The sequence below is a fragment of the Pseudomonas sp. BN415 genome (assembly GCF_029871195.1).
Lineage (GTDB): Bacteria > Pseudomonadota > Gammaproteobacteria > Pseudomonadales > Pseudomonadaceae > Metapseudomonas > Metapseudomonas resinovorans.
In genome coordinates, this window is the sequence record NZ_SSOK01000068.1 from 25362 (window position 1) to 40439 (window position 15078).

The following is a 15078-nucleotide window of genomic DNA, read 5'->3' on the forward strand; positions in this document are numbered from 1 at the left end:
AGCAGCATGGATAGAGGGAAAACGTAGCCCCGCCTTGAGGAAAGCCTCGCTCTATCACACAGGGACCTCAAGACTCCCTTTTAGCCCTCTTCATTCACTCGATCGCGCAGCTCCTTGCCCGGCTTGAAATGCGGCACGAACTTGCCATCCAGGCGCACAGACTCGCCGGTCTTGGGGTTTCGCCCAACTCGCGGCGCGCGGAAGTGAAGGGAAAAGCTACCGAAGCCACGAATCTCTATCCGATCCCCTGTCGCCAAGGCCTGGGACATCTGCTCCAGCATGGTCTTGATAGCAAGCTCGACATCCTTGGACGACAGCTGGCCCTGATGGGTGACAATTCGTTCGATCAACTCCGACTTGGTCATGGTTTTCCCTTCTAATTCAAGCGGCTAGATCAGCTCACTGAGTTTTTAGCACGCCGACGAAGCTTTGAACAGCCCAAACGCCAGAAGGGAAAACGCAGATAACAAAAAGGGCGGCCTAGGCCGCCCTTTTTGCTAATGGAGAGGGTGATTAGCCCTGGTTCTCCATCTGAGCACGGATCAGGTCACCAATGGTGGTCGGGCCAGTAGACTCGACTTCCTGCTTGCGCAGTTCCTTCATGGCGTCCTTCTCGTCATCAACGTCCTTGGACTTGATGGAGAGGCTGATTACGCGGCTCTTACGGTCGATGCTGATGATCTTGGCTTCAACTTCTTCGCCTTCCTTCAGCACGTTGCGAGCGTCTTCAACGCGGTCACGGCTGATTTCGGAAGCTTTCAGAACACCTTCGATCTCGCCACCGAGGCTGATAACAGCGCCCTTGGCGTCAACTTCTTTCACGGTGCCACGAACGATGCTGCCTTTCTCGTGCATGGAGGCGTAGCTGGAGAACGGATCGTCTTCCAGTTGCTTGATGCCCAGGGAGATGCGCTCGCGCTCCGGATCAACGGAGAGGATGACGGTTTCCAGCTCGTCGCCCTTCTTGAAGCGGCGAACGGCTTCTTCGCCAACTTCGTTCCAGGAGATGTCGGACAGGTGAACCAGACCGTCGATGCCGCCTTCCAGGCCGATGAAGATACCGAAATCGGTGATCGACTTGATGGTGCCGGAGATCTTGTCACCCTTGTTGAAGCGGCTGGAGAAGTCTTCCCACGGGTTGGACTTGCACTGCTTGATACCCAGGGAGATACGACGACGCTCTTCGTCGATGTCCAGAACCTGAACTTCCACTTCGTCGCCAACCTGAACGACTTTCGACGGGTGGATGTTCTTGTTGGTCCAGTCCATTTCGGAAACGTGCACCAGGCCTTCCACACCCTCTTCCAGCTCGGCGAAGCAGCCGTAGTCGGTGAGGTTGGTAACGCGAGCAGTAACGCGAGTACCTTCCGGGTAGCGCGCCTTGATGGCGACCCATGGGTCTTCGCCCAGCTGCTTCAGACCCAGAGAAACGCGATTGCGCTCGCGGTCGAACTTCAGGACCTTGACGTCGATCTCGTCACCAACGTTGACGATCTCGGACGGATGCTTGATGCGCTTCCAGGCCATGTCGGTGATGTGCAGCAGACCATCTACGCCGCCCAGGTCAACGAACGCACCGTAATCGGTGAGGTTCTTGACGATACCTTTGACTTGCTGACCTTCCTGCAGGGACTCCAGCAGAGCTTCGCGCTCGGCGCTGTTCTCGGCTTCCAGGACGCTGCGACGGGAAACGACAACGTTGTTGCGCTTCTGGTCGAGTTTGATGACCTTGAATTCGAGCTCTTTGCCTTCCAGGTGGGCGGTGTCGCGCACAGGGCGCACATCCACCAGGGAGCCCGGCAGGAACGCGCGGATGCCGCTGACGTCGACGGTGAAACCGCCTTTGACCTTGCCGTTGATAACGCCTTTGACCACTTCTTCGGCGTTGAAGGCTGCTTCCAGAACCAGCCAGGACTCGGCACGCTTGGCTTTCTCGCGGGACAGCTTGGTTTCACCGAAGCCATCTTCCACAGCGTCAAGCGCAACGTGGACCTCGTCACCCACCTTGATGGTCAGCTCGCCTTGTTCGTTGTAGAACTGCTCGACCGGGATGACGCCCTCGGATTTCAGGCCAGCATGGACGGTGACCCAGTCACCATCGATGTCGACCACGATGCCGGTGATGATTGCACCCGGCTGCATGTCGAGGGATTTCAGGCTTTCTTCAAAAAGTTCTGCAAAGCTTTCGCTCATGTTCATACCTGTAGTCAAAGGCCAGGAAAGGCCCTATTCCGCACTCCAGCCAATGCGGTCAAGTCATCAATAGAAGCAGCGGGGATCGAAGCTGGTATCCCGCGCTGCCCCAGTGGCGCCCTTTCCAACCGAAGTTGGTAGTGACGCAAATCCTTGGGGGTTGACACCGGCTTTTTCGACCTTAAAACGGAGGAATCGAGCCGATATAAGGGCTGGAATGGTAGCAACGGGGCTGACGCCCGTCAATTCCACGCCCTCAGGCATTTCGTAAGGGTGCGGCAGTCTACAGCAGAGCGCCCGCGCCCTGTAGATAAAGCGCCAGACGGTGCAGCATGGCGTCACAGGCAGCCAACTGTTCGAGGCTGATGAACTCGTCCGGTTTGTGGCCCTGATCCATGCTGCCAGGACCGCAGACCACAGTGGGAATACCGCTTTGATCGTACAGCCCGCCTTCGGTACCGAAGGCAACGGTTCCGAACTCCGCCGAACCACTGATTAATGCCAACAACTGCGCTGCTTCACTATCAGGCGATGTCGCCAGCCCTGGATAAGCGCTCAACGGCTGGAGGCGAATGCCTGTGTCAGGTTGAACGACGCGCATTTTCGGCACCAGTTCCGTTTCAGCGAAAGACTGCAGCTCGTCGGCTACTTGCCTTGCGTCGAAATTCGGCAGCGCCCGCACTTCGAAATCGAACTCGCACTCTGCCGGCACGATGTTCAGCGCGCGCCCGCCCTTGATGGTGCCAGTCTGCACGGTAGAGAACGGGGGGTCGAAACGCTCGTCATGGCGCTCCGGTCGCGCCAGTTCGGCACCAATCTCTCCAAGTTTGCCGATCAACCTGGCTGCGTACTCGATGGCGTTGACACCTTGAGGGGCATAAGCCGAATGACAGGCGGCGCCCCGCACTTGGCAGCGCATCGCCAGCTTGCCCTTGTGCCCGAGCACAGGCTTCATTTCAGTAGGTTCGCCAATCAGACAAAGTCGCGGCTTGTGCGGTCTGGCCTCCAGTTCAGCGAGCATCGGTCGCACGCCCAGGCAACCGACTTCCTCGTCATAGGAGAAAGCCAGATGCACCGGCATCTGCAGCGGCCGCTCAAGAAAACCGGGCACCGCCGCCAGCACGGAGGCGATAAACCCCTTCATATCCGCCGTACCGCGCCCATACAGCCGCCCTTCCCTGTCGGTCAGGCGGAATGGGTCGACCGTCCAGGCCTGCCCGTCCACCGGCACCACGTCGGTATGACCGGAAAGCACGACGCCACTCCGCCCCCCGGGACCGATGGTGGCAAACAGATTGGCCTTGGTCCGCTCCTCGTTGTAGAAGAGCTCGCTCTCCACCCCCAACTCCGCCAGGTAATCCCTGATGAAGGCGATGAGTTCCAGATTGGAATCCCGACTGACGGTCGCAAATCCGACCAGCCGCTCCAGCAATGCTCGACTGCCCGACTCACTCATCACCCGGCACCCCGTAACTGGGTGCGGCGGTAGGGTCCAGCGCCCGGGTCAAGTAGTCCTGCATCTGCGGCCGATAGGCCTGCCATAGCCCATCCAACTGCCCGATGGGGTCCTCGTCAGCCCAGTCCACTCGCAGGTCGACGATCGGCCAAGTGAGATCCCCCACCACCTTCAGCGCCGCCGAATGCACTGGCCCAGCCTCGCCGCCAGCGGACATCGCTGCATGCATCGCCGCCAGCAGCCGGTCGGCCAGCATCCCCGGCGAAGACTCAAAGGCCTGCACCATGGCTTCTATGACATGCCGACCGGACAGCAGGTTACCCGCTGCAGCGCATTGCTCGCCGGCCACGGCGTTGTGCACCCCCAAGGCTTCGCTGCCGCTGAACAGCGCGACGCGGCCTTGGCTATCGATCACCGTCACCTGCCGGTACTGGCTCCAGCCATTGCTGCTCAGCGCGCGATCCAGGGCTGCCGCCGGCTCCAGCTGACCATCCAGCAGATCGAGAATCTGCGGCCCCAGGGCCGGCAGCGTGACGTTCTGCGTCGCCACCGCTCCCACGCCGGCACGCACCCACGGACAACGGGCGCCAACGGCGATGCTCGATGAGCTGATGGCAATTCCGAGCTGGCCCGTCTCAGAGCAGCGCCCAATGATGGAGAACGTCATAGCCTTGCTCCTTATGCCTTCGTCGGCTGCCAGTCATCCGGAATCACCGCGATCACGTCGATTTCCATCAGCCACTGGGGTTGGCCCAGGGCCGACACCACCAGGCCGGTGGAAATGGGGAATACGCCCTTCAGCCACTTGCCCACTTCCTGGTAGACCGGTTCGCGGTAACGCGGGTCGATCAGATAGGTGGTGGTCTTGACGATATGAGACAGATCGCTACCCGCCTCCTCCAGCAGTTGCTTGACGTTCTTCATCGCCTGCTCGGTCTGAGCACGCGGGTCGCCGAGTCCTACCAGGCGACCTTCGAAATCGGTCCCGACCTGCCCGCGGACATAGACGGTATTGCCGGCGCGCACGGCCTGGCAGAGGTCATTGTCCAGCGACTGGTTCGGATAAGTATCTTTGGTGTTGAACATGCGGATGCGGGTATGAGTAGGCATCAACTTACTTCCATTGATCTGACTGTTTGAACCTGCGAATCAGGGCGTGTGCCATCAGGACTTTTCTATCGATCAGTCTTCTGCCTGGCGCTGCGAGGAGTCGCGGTAAGCGAGGTATTTGCGCTGCGTGGCGATATGGTCAGCAATGTGCTTCGCATCGTGCCAAACGCCCCAGATGAATGTGGAGCCACGACGCGACAGCCACGGCAGGCCGACGAAATAGATACCTGGCTCGCTAGAAACACCGCGCTGATGCTGCGGCTTGCCTTTGGCGTCGAACGCGTTGACCTTCAACCAGCTGTAATCAACGGCATAACCGGTCGCCCAGATGATCGAAGTGACGCCCGCCTTGGCGAGGTCCAGCTCGAGAATCGGGTTGCTCACGCATTCCGGATCCGGGTAGGTAACGCGGGCTTCGGGCTCCTCCGGGAGATCGAGACCATTGCGCGCGATATAGGCATCAGCGGCGTCCAGCAAGGACAGATAGTTCTCGTCACCGCGGGCGATGTTGTCCGCCAGGTCCTGTTGGAAGGTCACCAGGTCGCCATCGAACGACTTGGTCAGACCAACGAGCGTCACACCCTGATGGGCCAGGCCACGGAAGTCGACCGTATGGCCGCCACGGGCACCGCTTACAGCAATGGTCACGTGCTCCTTGCCCGGCTGCGCGGCTTCCGCATCCCATAGGCCAAGCACGCCGAGCCACCAGCAGAAATCGCGGTTGCGGTAGGCACGCGGCGGACGATCATGCGGGCCAACTGACAGGTAGACCTGCTTGCCGGCGCGCTGCAGCTCATCGGCAATCTGCACTCCCGACGATCCGGCACCCACCACCAGCACGCCGCCCTCCGGCAGTTGCTGCGGATTTCGGTACTGGGCGGAGTGGATCTGCGTGACCTTCGCATTGGTGGGCGCGATCGCCGGGATGATCGGGCGCTGGAAAGGTCCGGTAGCGGCCACCACACGGTTTGCCTGGATCACACCCTCGGAGGTTTCGATGGTGAATCCCGGACGGTCGGTATTGCGTACTACCGACTTCACTTCCACGCCGGTGCGGATGGGGGCATCGAACTGTTTGGCGTAGGCTTCGAAGTAATCCGCAACCTGTTCTTTCGGGGCGAAGGCATCTGGATCGAGGTCGAACTCCAGCCCCGGGAAACGATCGTGCCAGGCCGGACCATTGGCAACCAGCGAATCCCAGCGCCCCGTGCGCCAGGCTTCGGCGATGCGATTGCGCTCCAGGACGAGGTGCGGCACCCCAAGCTTGCTCAGGTGCTCACTCATGGCCACGCCGGCCTGACCGGCGCCAACGACAAGCGTATCGATCTCAATGTTCTCAACTGGCCTGTCCGCGCACTTCTGAAACGCAGGTTGGTTCAGGTCGGTCATAGCTTGCCTCCTCTGATTCTGATCATTGTTGTTCTGCTGTTGCGGCTATCTGTTGGGGGTTGGCCGCATTCTGTTCAGAGCGAGGGATTCGCGAAATTATGATTTTTGTAGTCGCTGGCTAGGAAAAAGCTGCCTGCACTGAAAGTGCGCGGCCCGCGTGGCATAAGGCTTTGGATATAGGTTTTTTAGTTTCAGACGCGACAAATTAAATGGCTTCTCGACGTTTACGCCGCCCTTGGAATCGGCGTGGCGTCAACGCGGCACCAGCGACCCCGCGCTCGCCTGGCTGCGAAGTCGGGTGCTGGCCGCAGCCGACTGAGCCCCACTGATCGAAATCCATTTGCCGCACACCAGCCGCGCCTGATATCTGTATAAATCCACAGTACAAGCCCGACCCAATTCCCTCTCCATGCCCGCCGCCCTCGAAGATCCGTTCTACTACCTGCACAACTTCCACACGCTGATCGACTGGATCAGCGAGCGCTACAGCGACCTGTTGGATACCGAAGAGCGGGACTTCATCGATGGTTTCCGCACCCTGCCCCGCGCCTCCCGGGCGCTGCTGGTACGCATGGTGATGCGCAAGGGCAATCTGTTCCGCGCCAGCAAGCTGAAGTACGCCGAGATTGGCAACACACAGGAGGCGGCGGCGCCCCTGATTGCCCTGGGCTGGATCGACGCCACGCCGGATCTGGACCTCGCACGACTCTTCGGCCTGCTCACCATGGCCGAAGTGGACGCCTGTTTCGGCCGCTCACCCGGGCGAAAAACCGAGCGCCTGGCGGCCCTGCTCGCCGAGAACCCCGAACCTCGTCCGTTCTCCGACTGGTACCCGACCAGCGACGACTGCATCTACGCCGTCGGTCTGATGGAGATTTGCGACCGTCTTCGACTGATGTTCTTCGGCAATCTTTATCAGGACTGGTCGGAGTTCGTGCTCGCCGACCTCGGCATCTACCAGTACGAAAAAATCGAGATAGATGCCTCTGCGCGAGGCTTTCGCGACCGAGCCGATCTCGAGTTCTACCTGCTGCTGCATCGCTGGCGCGAGCGCTTCGATGCAGGTGAAGCACTGGATCAGTTGCTGCCCGAACTCCCCCTGGAAACCCACGGCAACCCGTGGCTGGACGCACGTCGGCGCAAGCTGTTGTTCCAGGTCGGCCAGCACTGCGAACGCGGCGGACTGTTGGACGTGGCGCTTGGCCTGTATGGCCTCAGCGACTACGCGGGAGCGCGCGTGCGGCGCATCCGTGTACTGGAACGTCTCGGTGCCCACGACGACGCGTTCGATCTGGCCCAGACTGCCTACTCCGCACCAGACAGCGAGGAGGAGCAACAGCACCTGGCACGCATTCTGCCTCGCCTGCGCCGCAAACTCGGTTTGCCCAAAGAGCCTCCTGCCGCCAGCACGCCAGTGCGGCGTATCGACCTGGTCCTGCCGCAGCCGCCAGAACCGCTATCAGTGGAGCACGCGGTGCGACAGCATCTGCACGAAGACGGCGCCCCTGTGCACTACGTGGAAAACACCCTGCTCAACTCGCTGTTCGGCCTGCTCTGCTGGGATGCCATCTTCGCCGCCTTGCCAGGCGCCTTCTTTCATCCCTTCCACAACGGCCCAGCGGACCTGCTCAGCCCGGATTTCCATGTGCGCCGCGCGACGCTGTTCGACGCCTGCCTGGCGCAACTGGATGGCGACGAGTACCGGACCAGCATTCGTCGCACTTATGCCGCCAAGCAAGGGCTGCTGTCGCCCTTCGTCTACTGGGGCAACCTCGATGAAGTACTGCTTGACCAGGCGCTGACCTGCCTGCCGGCAACGCAGCTCAAAGCCTGCTTCCAGCGAATCCTGGCCGACATCAAGGCCAACCGCGCCGGCTTGCCGGACTTGATCCAGTTCTGGCCGGATGAACGTCGCTACCGCCTGATCGAAGTGAAGGGCCCCGGCGACCGCCTGCAAGACAACCAACTCCGCTGGCTGGAGTTCTGCGCCAAACACGAGATCCCGGTAGAAGTCTGCTACGTGCAGTGGGCGCAGGACTGACCATGAGCTATAGCGTCGCCGTGCGCGCGCTCTGCGAGTTCACCGCCAAGCATGGCGACCTCGACCTGCGCTTCACCCCGGCCCCCACCGCCCAGGAGGGCATTGCCGGCCACTCACTGGTCGCCAGCCGACGAGGCGCAGGCTACCAGGCGGAACTCTGCCTCAGTGGCGAGTTCGGCCCTCTGCGGGTGCGTGGGCGCGCCGACGGGTACGACCCGCAACTCAACCGACTGGAAGAAGTGAAAACCTACCGCGGCGACCTTCAGCGCATGCCGGTCAACCACCGCCACCTGCACTGGGCACAGGTCAAGGTCTACGGCTGGTTGCTCTGTCAGCAGCAGGCGCTGCAGGAGATCGAACTGGCGCTGGTCTACTTCGACATCGGCAGCCAGAAGGAAACCCTGCTTACCGAACGCTATCGGGCCGACGACCTACGCGCCTTCTTCGTAGAGCAATGCCAGCGATTCATCGCCTGGTCCGAGCAGGAGCTGACCCATGAGCAAGCGCGCAATACCGCGCTGGAAGCGCTCGTCTTTCCCCATACCCGGTTTCGCCATGGCCAGCGCCAACTTGCCGAAGCCGTCTACAAGGCCGTGAGCACCGGCTGCTGTCTGATGGCCCAGGCACCTACCGGAATCGGCAAGACCCTGGGCACTCTGTTCCCCTTGCTCAAGGCCTTTGCCCGCCAGGGCCTGGACAAAGTGTTCTTCCTCGCCGCCAAGACTCCAGGCCGCCAACTGGCCCTGGACGCCCTGCAGCAACTCGACAGTGGCCCGCTGCGGGTGCTGGAACTGGTCGCCCGAGACAAGGCCTGCGAATACCCGGAGAACGCCTGTCATGGTGAATCCTGCCCCCTCGCCCGAGGCTTCTACGACCGTCTGCCAGCCGCACGCGAAGCAGCAGCACAACGGCGTTGGCTGGACCGAAACGCCCTTCGCGACGTCGCCCTCGCCCACCAGGTCTGTCCCTATTACCTGGCCCAGGAAATGGCGCGCTGGAGCGACGTGGTGGTAGGCGACTACAACTACTACTTCGACTCGAGCGCCCTGCTTCATGGCCTGGCCACTGCCAACCAGTGGCGCGTGTCGGTGCTGGTGGACGAAGCCCACAACCTGGTTGAACGAGCCCGCAAGATGTACTCGGCCGAACTCGACCAGGCGGGCCTCAAGGCCCTGCGCAAGCACGCTCCTGCCGTACTGAAGAAATCCCTGGAGCGGGTCGGCCGCACCTGGAGCGAATTGAACAAGGAGCAGGTCGAGGACTACCGCGCCTACGATGCGCCCCCCGCAAAGTTGCTGAACGCGCTCCAGGCGGCGGTCACCGCCATTACCGATTACCTCACCGACAATCCCACGGCCATGGACGCCGCCCTGCAAGACTTCTATTTCGAGGCCATGCAATTCGGCCGCATGGCCGAGCAGTTCGACAGTCACTCGCTATTCGATCTCGGCAAGCGCCCCGGCAAAGGCTCGAGCAGCCTGTCCCGCCTGTGTCTGCGCAACCTGGTGCCGGCGCCGTTCCTCGGCCCACGCTTCATGGCCAGCCGCTCCACGGTGCTTTTCTCGGCCACCCTCAACCCGCGCCATTACTACTGCGACCTGCTGGGCGTGCCCCCCAATACGCCCTGGCTGGAAGTGGACTCCCCCTTCAACGCCGAACAACTCCAGGTGCGGGTAACGGCCGACGTTTCCACGCGCTACCAGCACCGCAGCGCGTCAATTGCCCCCATCGCCAATCTGATGGCCCGGCAGTTCGCAGAACGCCCCGGCAACTATCTGGCCTTCTTCAGCAGCTACGACTACCTCAACCAGGTAGCCAGCCTGTTTGCCCGTCAACAGCCGCACGTACCCATCTGGTTACAAGGCCGGCAGATGGACGAGGACGAGCGCCACGCCTTCATGCAGCGCTTCGAAGTCGGCGGCCAGGGCATCGGCTTCGCCGTGCTCGGTGGCGCCTTCGGTGAAGGGATCGATCTCCCCGGCGAGCGACTGATAGGCGCCTTCATCGCCACCCTTGGGCTGCCGCAACTGAACCCCGTGAACGAGCAACTGAAGCGGCGCATGGCCGCACTGTTCGGCGCCGGGTACGACTACGCCTATCTCTATCCCGGCCTGCAGAAAGTGGTGCAGGCGGCCGGACGGGTCATCCGTACGACCGAAGACAGGGGCGTGGTCCACCTGATCGACGACCGCTTCGCCCGACCGGACGTACATCGGCTGCTACCCAGCTGGTGGTCCATCGATAGCGCATAGCCTGCAGCGGCGAAGCGCGCTTCGCCCCACCGCCGGCCCTGCCCTATCGCCTGCAGGCGCCCATATCCACCTTCCCCACGAACGGGTTGCCATAGCCCATCACGCAGGCCACGCGCTGGTTGCGGTTGCGCTCCCAGGCTTCCACCGGGTACTGGCGGTTCCAGGCGTTGTAAAGCTTGCGGTCCTGACTGGAAATACGCAGGCCGTAGCGGTCGCTCATGTAGAAGTAGGTCCGCGCGATCATCCCGCGGATCTGCTGACGCGGCATCGCCTTGCGCGCCTTGAAGTCCACCACCATGGGGCAGGCTCCGTATTGACTGGGCTTTTGTGGTAGCCAGGCGAAGCTGTAGTTGCTGCGGTCGCCATTCACCTCGCCGATGCTCGGCACCAGGTTATGCAGGTCAGCCTCGGCGCGCTGATAGGTAGGATCGTTCTCTGTGCAGTTCTTGCGCCCGCCTTTTTGCCAGCACTGGCGCTGATGGCCAATCACCCAGGCAGGCACAATGTGCTCCCACTCGATGCGCTTGGCCCGTTGCGGCGCTTTCCTCGGCACATAGCCGCAGCTCTTCAGGTCCACGCGGTTGCCCTGGTAACGGCAGCCGCAATAAAACTCCACCGGGTGAGTGGCATAGAGCTTCCAGGCAACCTTCTTGGCTTCATTGAAGGTGCGGGGTGCAGCGGCTTCGGTGGCGGCGGAGAACAGCAGGCAAAACAGCAGGATAGAGCGGATCATCAAGATTCTTGTTCTCGGTGCTGCGTCAGTGGGAAATGACTGACAACAGATTTTTCCTTTGGTTTGGTTGCCATCGGACGGCGGCAACTGCTATCTGTATAAATATACAGTAATTCAGGAAAAGTCCTATGCCTGTATCAGCCCCAATCCGCTTGCCGATGCCCGAGCAACCTGTTCCACCAAGCGTTCCGCTGCCCTATCAGCTGCCGCTGCCCTTCCCGCCGCGTGGCCAGGTGCAGCCCCTGCTCGCTTGCCGGCAGCTGCATTGAACCGTCCGAGGACACCCAAGATGCTGGATGTACGCCAGTTGAAGTACACGGTGAGCCGCATGGCCCCGGAAGAAATCCGCGAAGCGGTGGAAGAACTGCGCCTGGAAGGCCTGGTGACTGACGGCAAGACGCCGTTCGGGCGCCTGCATTTCAATACCTGCCTGGCCGAGATCGAGGCCCTGTTCCAGCGCGCCGGCTATCACCGGCAATTGGACGTGGTGGGTTACCAGGGCCAGGCCTATGCCCTGTTCGATCCGGCCCGTTGGGAGCCGGTGCAGGTGCTGAGGTGGCTGAAGGAGTATGTGGATTCGCGCGAAGTGGAAAGCGCGTAGGGTGGGCTTCAGCCCACCGGCAAGCGTGAACATGAGCTAGAGATGGAGCGGCCTTGCCATCGAAGCGTCTCAACGCTTCTGCGCATAAGCCATGAACAGCCCGCTACCGACAATGATGGCAATGCCCAGCAGTCCGATCTGGTCCGGCGCGTGGTTGAACAGCAGCAACCCGAGCAATCCGGCGAAGACGATCTGGCCATAACCGAAAGGCGCCAGCAGCGGTGGCGACGCATGGCGAAAGGCCTGGGTCAGCAGCATGTGCCCACCCATGCCGCAGGCGCCCAGGGCCAGCATCAGCAGGCTGTGTCCGAGGCTGTCGGGCAGATGCCAGAAGAACGGCACCAGGGCACTCATAATCAGCGTGTTGGTCAGGCCGGTGATGAAATTGGTGGTCGCGGCGCTATCGCTGCGGCTGAGGATGCGCGTGGTCAGTTGGTAGAAGGCGAAGCAAACAGCCGCCGCCAGCGGCAGAAGGATGGCCGGGGTGAACAGCGCACCGCCCGGCCGCACAATCAACAGCACGCCTCCGAACCCCACCAGTACAGCCGCCCACTGCCCACGCGACACCCGCTCACGCAGCAAGGGCACCGACAGCGCAGTGACCAGCAACGGTGCCAAGAAGATCACCGACGTCGCCTCCGCCAACGGGATGTAGCGCAGCCCGGTGGTGAACAACAGGCTGACCCCTATCAGACACAGGGCCCGCACCACCTGCAGTAGCGGCCGCTTGGTCCGCAGCACTCGCCCACCTTCGCGCGGCAGCAGATACCCCGCCATCAGCAAGGTATGCACCAGGTAGCGCACCCATACCACCATCACAATGGGATAGAAGGCCGACAGGTACTTGGAGATGGCGTCGTGGCTGGAAAACAGGAAGGTAGCCAGACAGACCAGCACGATGCCTTTCAGGGGCTGGTCGATGCGCTGCGGCAAGTGGCTCTGGGAACTCATGAGGCGATCCGGAGGGTCTGCCAAGAAGACTTGGTAGCAGACTAATGATTAGGCGGCTCAAGATATCGACTAAGCCTGCATCACTCAAGAGTCGACAGGTATGCAAGCCCCTGCGTAAGCACACCTACTCGCCGACACCAAGCAGCTCAAGCCTTCATCAGCGCAGTGAAAGCTGAACAGGCCCAGGTTTCCAGCTGATCGATCGCGCTCCCGGCCACTTTGTAGTACGACCATCATGTACAGTCAGTTGAATTACACTTATCATTCAACGCATCGAAGCCAGCCCTCCACCCCAAGGAGCCTTCCATGCAATCCATCGTCATCGCCGGTTACGCCCGTTCGCCCTTCCACTTCGCCAAGAAGGGCGGTCTGATCAACCTGCGCCCGGACGACCTCGCCGCCCAAGTGGTGAAGGGCCTGGTGGAACGTCTGGACGTAGACCCAAGGGAAATCGAGGACCTGATCCTGGGTTGCGCCTACCCGGAAGCCGAGCAAGGCATGAACCTGGCGCGCATCACTGGCTTTCTTGCTGGCCTGCCGGAGACCGTTGCGGGTGCGACGGTCAATCGCTTCTGTGGTTCCTCTATGAGCGCCATCCATTTCGCCGCCGGGCAGATCCAGCTGGGCGCGGGCGAAGCCTTTATCTGCGGCGGTGTGGAGTCCATGACCCGGGTGCCCATGGGCGGTTTCAACATCTCGCCCAATCCGACGCTGGTGAACGGCTACCCACAGGCCTACATGGCCATGGGTCATACCGCCGAGGTGGTCGCCGGTCGCTATGCCGTCTCGCGCGTCGACCAGGAAGCCATGGCAGTTGAGTCTCACCGCAGGGCTACCGAGGCGCGGGCGCAAGGCCTGCTGCAGGACGAAATCATTGCCACGGAAACACCCGATGGCCTGGTCACCGAAGATGGATGCATCCGTCCGGGCACCAACCCGGAAGCCCTGGCGCAATTGAAGCCGGCCTTCGGCGGCAGCGTCACGGCAGGTACCGCTTCTCCCCTGACCGACGGCGCGGCTGCAGTATTCGTTTGCACAGAGGCGTTCGCCAAGCGCTGGAACCTCGACATCCTGGCTCGGGTAAAGGCCGTAGCCGTAGTTGGCTGCCCGCCGGAAATCATGGGCATGGGTCCGCTCTACGCCACCCGCAAGCTGTTACAGCGTTCGGGCCTCCAGGCAAGCGACATCGACCTCTTTGAAATCAATGAAGCGTTCGCCAGCCAAGCTCTCGCCTGCATCCGGGAACTCGAGGTCGATCCGCAGAAGGTGAACCTGGACGGCGGCGCCATGGCCATCGGCCATCCGCTGGGTGCTACTGGTGCCCGCATCACCGGCAAGGCGGCCAGCCTGCTCAAGCGCACCGGCGGCCGCTACGCCATCGCGACCCAGTGCATCGGTGGCGGCCAGGGCGTCGCCACCTTGCTGGAAGGCATGTGATCGTTCGGCCACGACACCCGGTTCGGCGCCGTGGCCGATTTCCGCTCGCGCGACAGGGGATGTGAATTACAATCGCAATATCAATCTTCCCCACGAGGTGACCGCCATGCGCTACCCCGAAGACCACAAGGCCGAAACCCACAAACGCATCGTCGCCGAGGCGTCCCGTCGCTTCCGCGCCGACGGCATCGACGCTACCGGCCTGCAACCGCTGATGAAGGCCCTCGGCCTGACCCATGGCGGTTTCTATGCGCACTTCAAATCCAAGGATGCCCTGGTGGAAGAGGCTCTCCAGGCAGCGGCGAATGACGCCAACGCCCAGTGGGCCAAGGCGTTCTCCAAGGAACAACCGCTGAAAACCTTCTTCGAGCGCTACCTCTCGCCTCAGCACCGCGCCCACCCCGAGCAGGGGTGCCCGCTGCCGACCATGTCGGCCGAAATGGGCCAGCGCGGCAATGCCAGCCCCATCACCGATGGCGTGCTGACCGGCCTGCTGGAACTCATGGAGAAGGAAACCGGTAGTGCAGAACAGAGTCTGGCAATGCTCGCCACCCTGGTGGGTGCGCTGACGCTGGCCCGCAGCGTGGCCAGCGAAGAACTGTCCGACCGCATCCTCGACAGCGCCCGCCAAACCCTCCTCGCCCAGGTCGAGGCGGCGCAAGCCGCCAAGGCCTGACTGCACCACCATCCGTCGCCGCCCTAGGCATTCAGCAGGGGCGGCCTATGCTTTCCAGGTAGGGCCAAAACCGGCTGCACCTGGGTTGCACCCTCCCTCACCAAGCCGGTCACGCCTCGCGAAACGCCCGTATATTCGAGCCTTCGCACCAATCGGGTGCAACCTTTTCGAGTAACTGAGGCGACCTTTCATCCGCTGATCGTCGCCAGATATACGACCTTTGGTTGCACCCGGTTGCA

Annotated in this window: 14 protein-coding genes; 6 read left to right on the top strand and 8 right to left on the bottom strand. The window is 61.8% G+C overall.

Translation table 11 applies throughout. From position 1 onward, the window contains the following. Positions 1 to 80 precede the first annotated feature (80 nt). From ihfB to E8F20_RS26035, 6 genes are all read right to left on the bottom strand, one after another. Positions 81 to 365 (bottom strand): integration host factor subunit beta, encoded by a 285-nt coding sequence (gene ihfB / locus E8F20_RS26010; protein WP_028630234.1) that lies wholly within the window; start codon positions 363 to 365, stop codon positions 81 to 83. 148 nt (positions 366 to 513) lie between these two features. Further along, on the bottom strand, positions 514 to 2193 hold the full coding sequence (gene rpsA / locus E8F20_RS26015) for a 30S ribosomal protein S1 (RefSeq protein WP_028630235.1): 1680 nt from the start codon (positions 2191 to 2193) through the stop codon (positions 514 to 516). Between the two features lie 283 nt (positions 2194 to 2476). After that, positions 2477 to 3649 carry an acetylornithine deacetylase gene (gene argE / locus E8F20_RS26020; RefSeq protein ID WP_280286315.1) on the bottom strand — a complete coding sequence of 391 codons (1173 nt, stop codon included), beginning with the start codon at positions 3647 to 3649 and terminating at the stop codon, positions 2477 to 2479. Then, a complete protein-coding gene (locus tag E8F20_RS26025) occupies positions 3642 to 4316 on the bottom strand; it encodes a DUF1028 domain-containing protein (protein WP_280286317.1) in 675 nt (224 codons plus the stop codon). Before E8F20_RS26025 ends, argE begins: the two co-directional genes overlap by 8 nt. 11 nt (positions 4317 to 4327) lie before the next feature. Continuing rightward, positions 4328 to 4759 (bottom strand): RidA family protein, encoded by a 432-nt coding sequence (locus E8F20_RS26030; protein ID WP_280286318.1) that lies wholly within the window; start codon positions 4757 to 4759, stop codon positions 4328 to 4330. 72 nt (positions 4760 to 4831) lie between these two features. Further along, positions 4832 to 6148 carry an NAD(P)/FAD-dependent oxidoreductase gene (locus E8F20_RS26035; RefSeq protein WP_280286320.1) on the bottom strand — a complete coding sequence of 439 codons (1317 nt, stop codon included), beginning with the start codon at positions 6146 to 6148 and terminating at the stop codon, positions 4832 to 4834. A gap of 409 nt (positions 6149 to 6557) precedes the next feature. On the opposite strand from E8F20_RS26035, the gene E8F20_RS26040 reads away from it, so the two are divergent. Both E8F20_RS26040 and E8F20_RS26045 read left to right on the top strand, forming a co-directional pair. Further along, positions 6558 to 8189: a VRR-NUC domain-containing protein gene (locus E8F20_RS26040; protein ID WP_280286321.1), complete on the top strand. Its 1632-nt coding sequence runs from the start codon at positions 6558 to 6560 to the stop codon at positions 8187 to 8189. Positions 8190 to 8191: 2 nt separating this feature from the next. Beyond that, on the top strand, positions 8192 to 10441 hold the full coding sequence (locus E8F20_RS26045) for an ATP-dependent DNA helicase (RefSeq protein ID WP_280286322.1): 2250 nt from the start codon (positions 8192 to 8194) through the stop codon (positions 10439 to 10441). 43 nt (positions 10442 to 10484) lie between these two features. Here the strand turns inward: E8F20_RS26045 and E8F20_RS26050 are convergent, their stop codons facing one another. Beyond that, on the bottom strand, positions 10485 to 11174 hold the full coding sequence (locus tag E8F20_RS26050) for an endonuclease I family protein (RefSeq protein ID WP_280286323.1): 690 nt from the start codon (positions 11172 to 11174) through the stop codon (positions 10485 to 10487). Positions 11175 to 11302: 128 nt separating this feature from the next. On the opposite strand from E8F20_RS26050, the gene E8F20_RS26055 reads away from it, so the two are divergent. Beyond that, positions 11303 to 11443, top strand: coding sequence for a hypothetical protein (locus tag E8F20_RS26055; RefSeq protein ID WP_280286324.1), 141 nt, complete (start codon positions 11303 to 11305; stop codon positions 11441 to 11443). Positions 11444 to 11463: 20 nt separating this feature from the next. Beyond that, positions 11464 to 11775 (top strand): transcriptional regulator, encoded by a 312-nt coding sequence (locus tag E8F20_RS26060; protein ID WP_280286325.1) that lies wholly within the window; start codon positions 11464 to 11466, stop codon positions 11773 to 11775. A 69-nt stretch (positions 11776 to 11844) separates the two neighbouring features. Here E8F20_RS26060 and E8F20_RS26065 read toward each other — a convergent pair whose 3' ends face one another. Continuing rightward, complete coding sequence (locus tag E8F20_RS26065) at positions 11845 to 12726, bottom strand: DMT family transporter (RefSeq protein ID WP_280286326.1); 882 nt, start codon at positions 12724 to 12726, stop codon at positions 11845 to 11847. Positions 12727 to 13032: 306 nt separating this feature from the next. On the opposite strand from E8F20_RS26065, the gene E8F20_RS26070 reads away from it, so the two are divergent. Further along, the gene (locus E8F20_RS26070) at positions 13033 to 14163 is read left to right on the top strand and encodes a thiolase family protein (RefSeq protein ID WP_280286327.1); all 1131 of its coding nucleotides are present in this window, start codon (positions 13033 to 13035) and stop codon (positions 14161 to 14163) included. Between the two features lie 106 nt (positions 14164 to 14269). After that, positions 14270 to 14839 carry a TetR/AcrR family transcriptional regulator gene (locus E8F20_RS26075; RefSeq protein ID WP_137821831.1) on the top strand — a complete coding sequence of 190 codons (570 nt, stop codon included), beginning with the start codon at positions 14270 to 14272 and terminating at the stop codon, positions 14837 to 14839. The last annotated feature ends 239 nt before the right edge of the window (positions 14840 to 15078 follow it).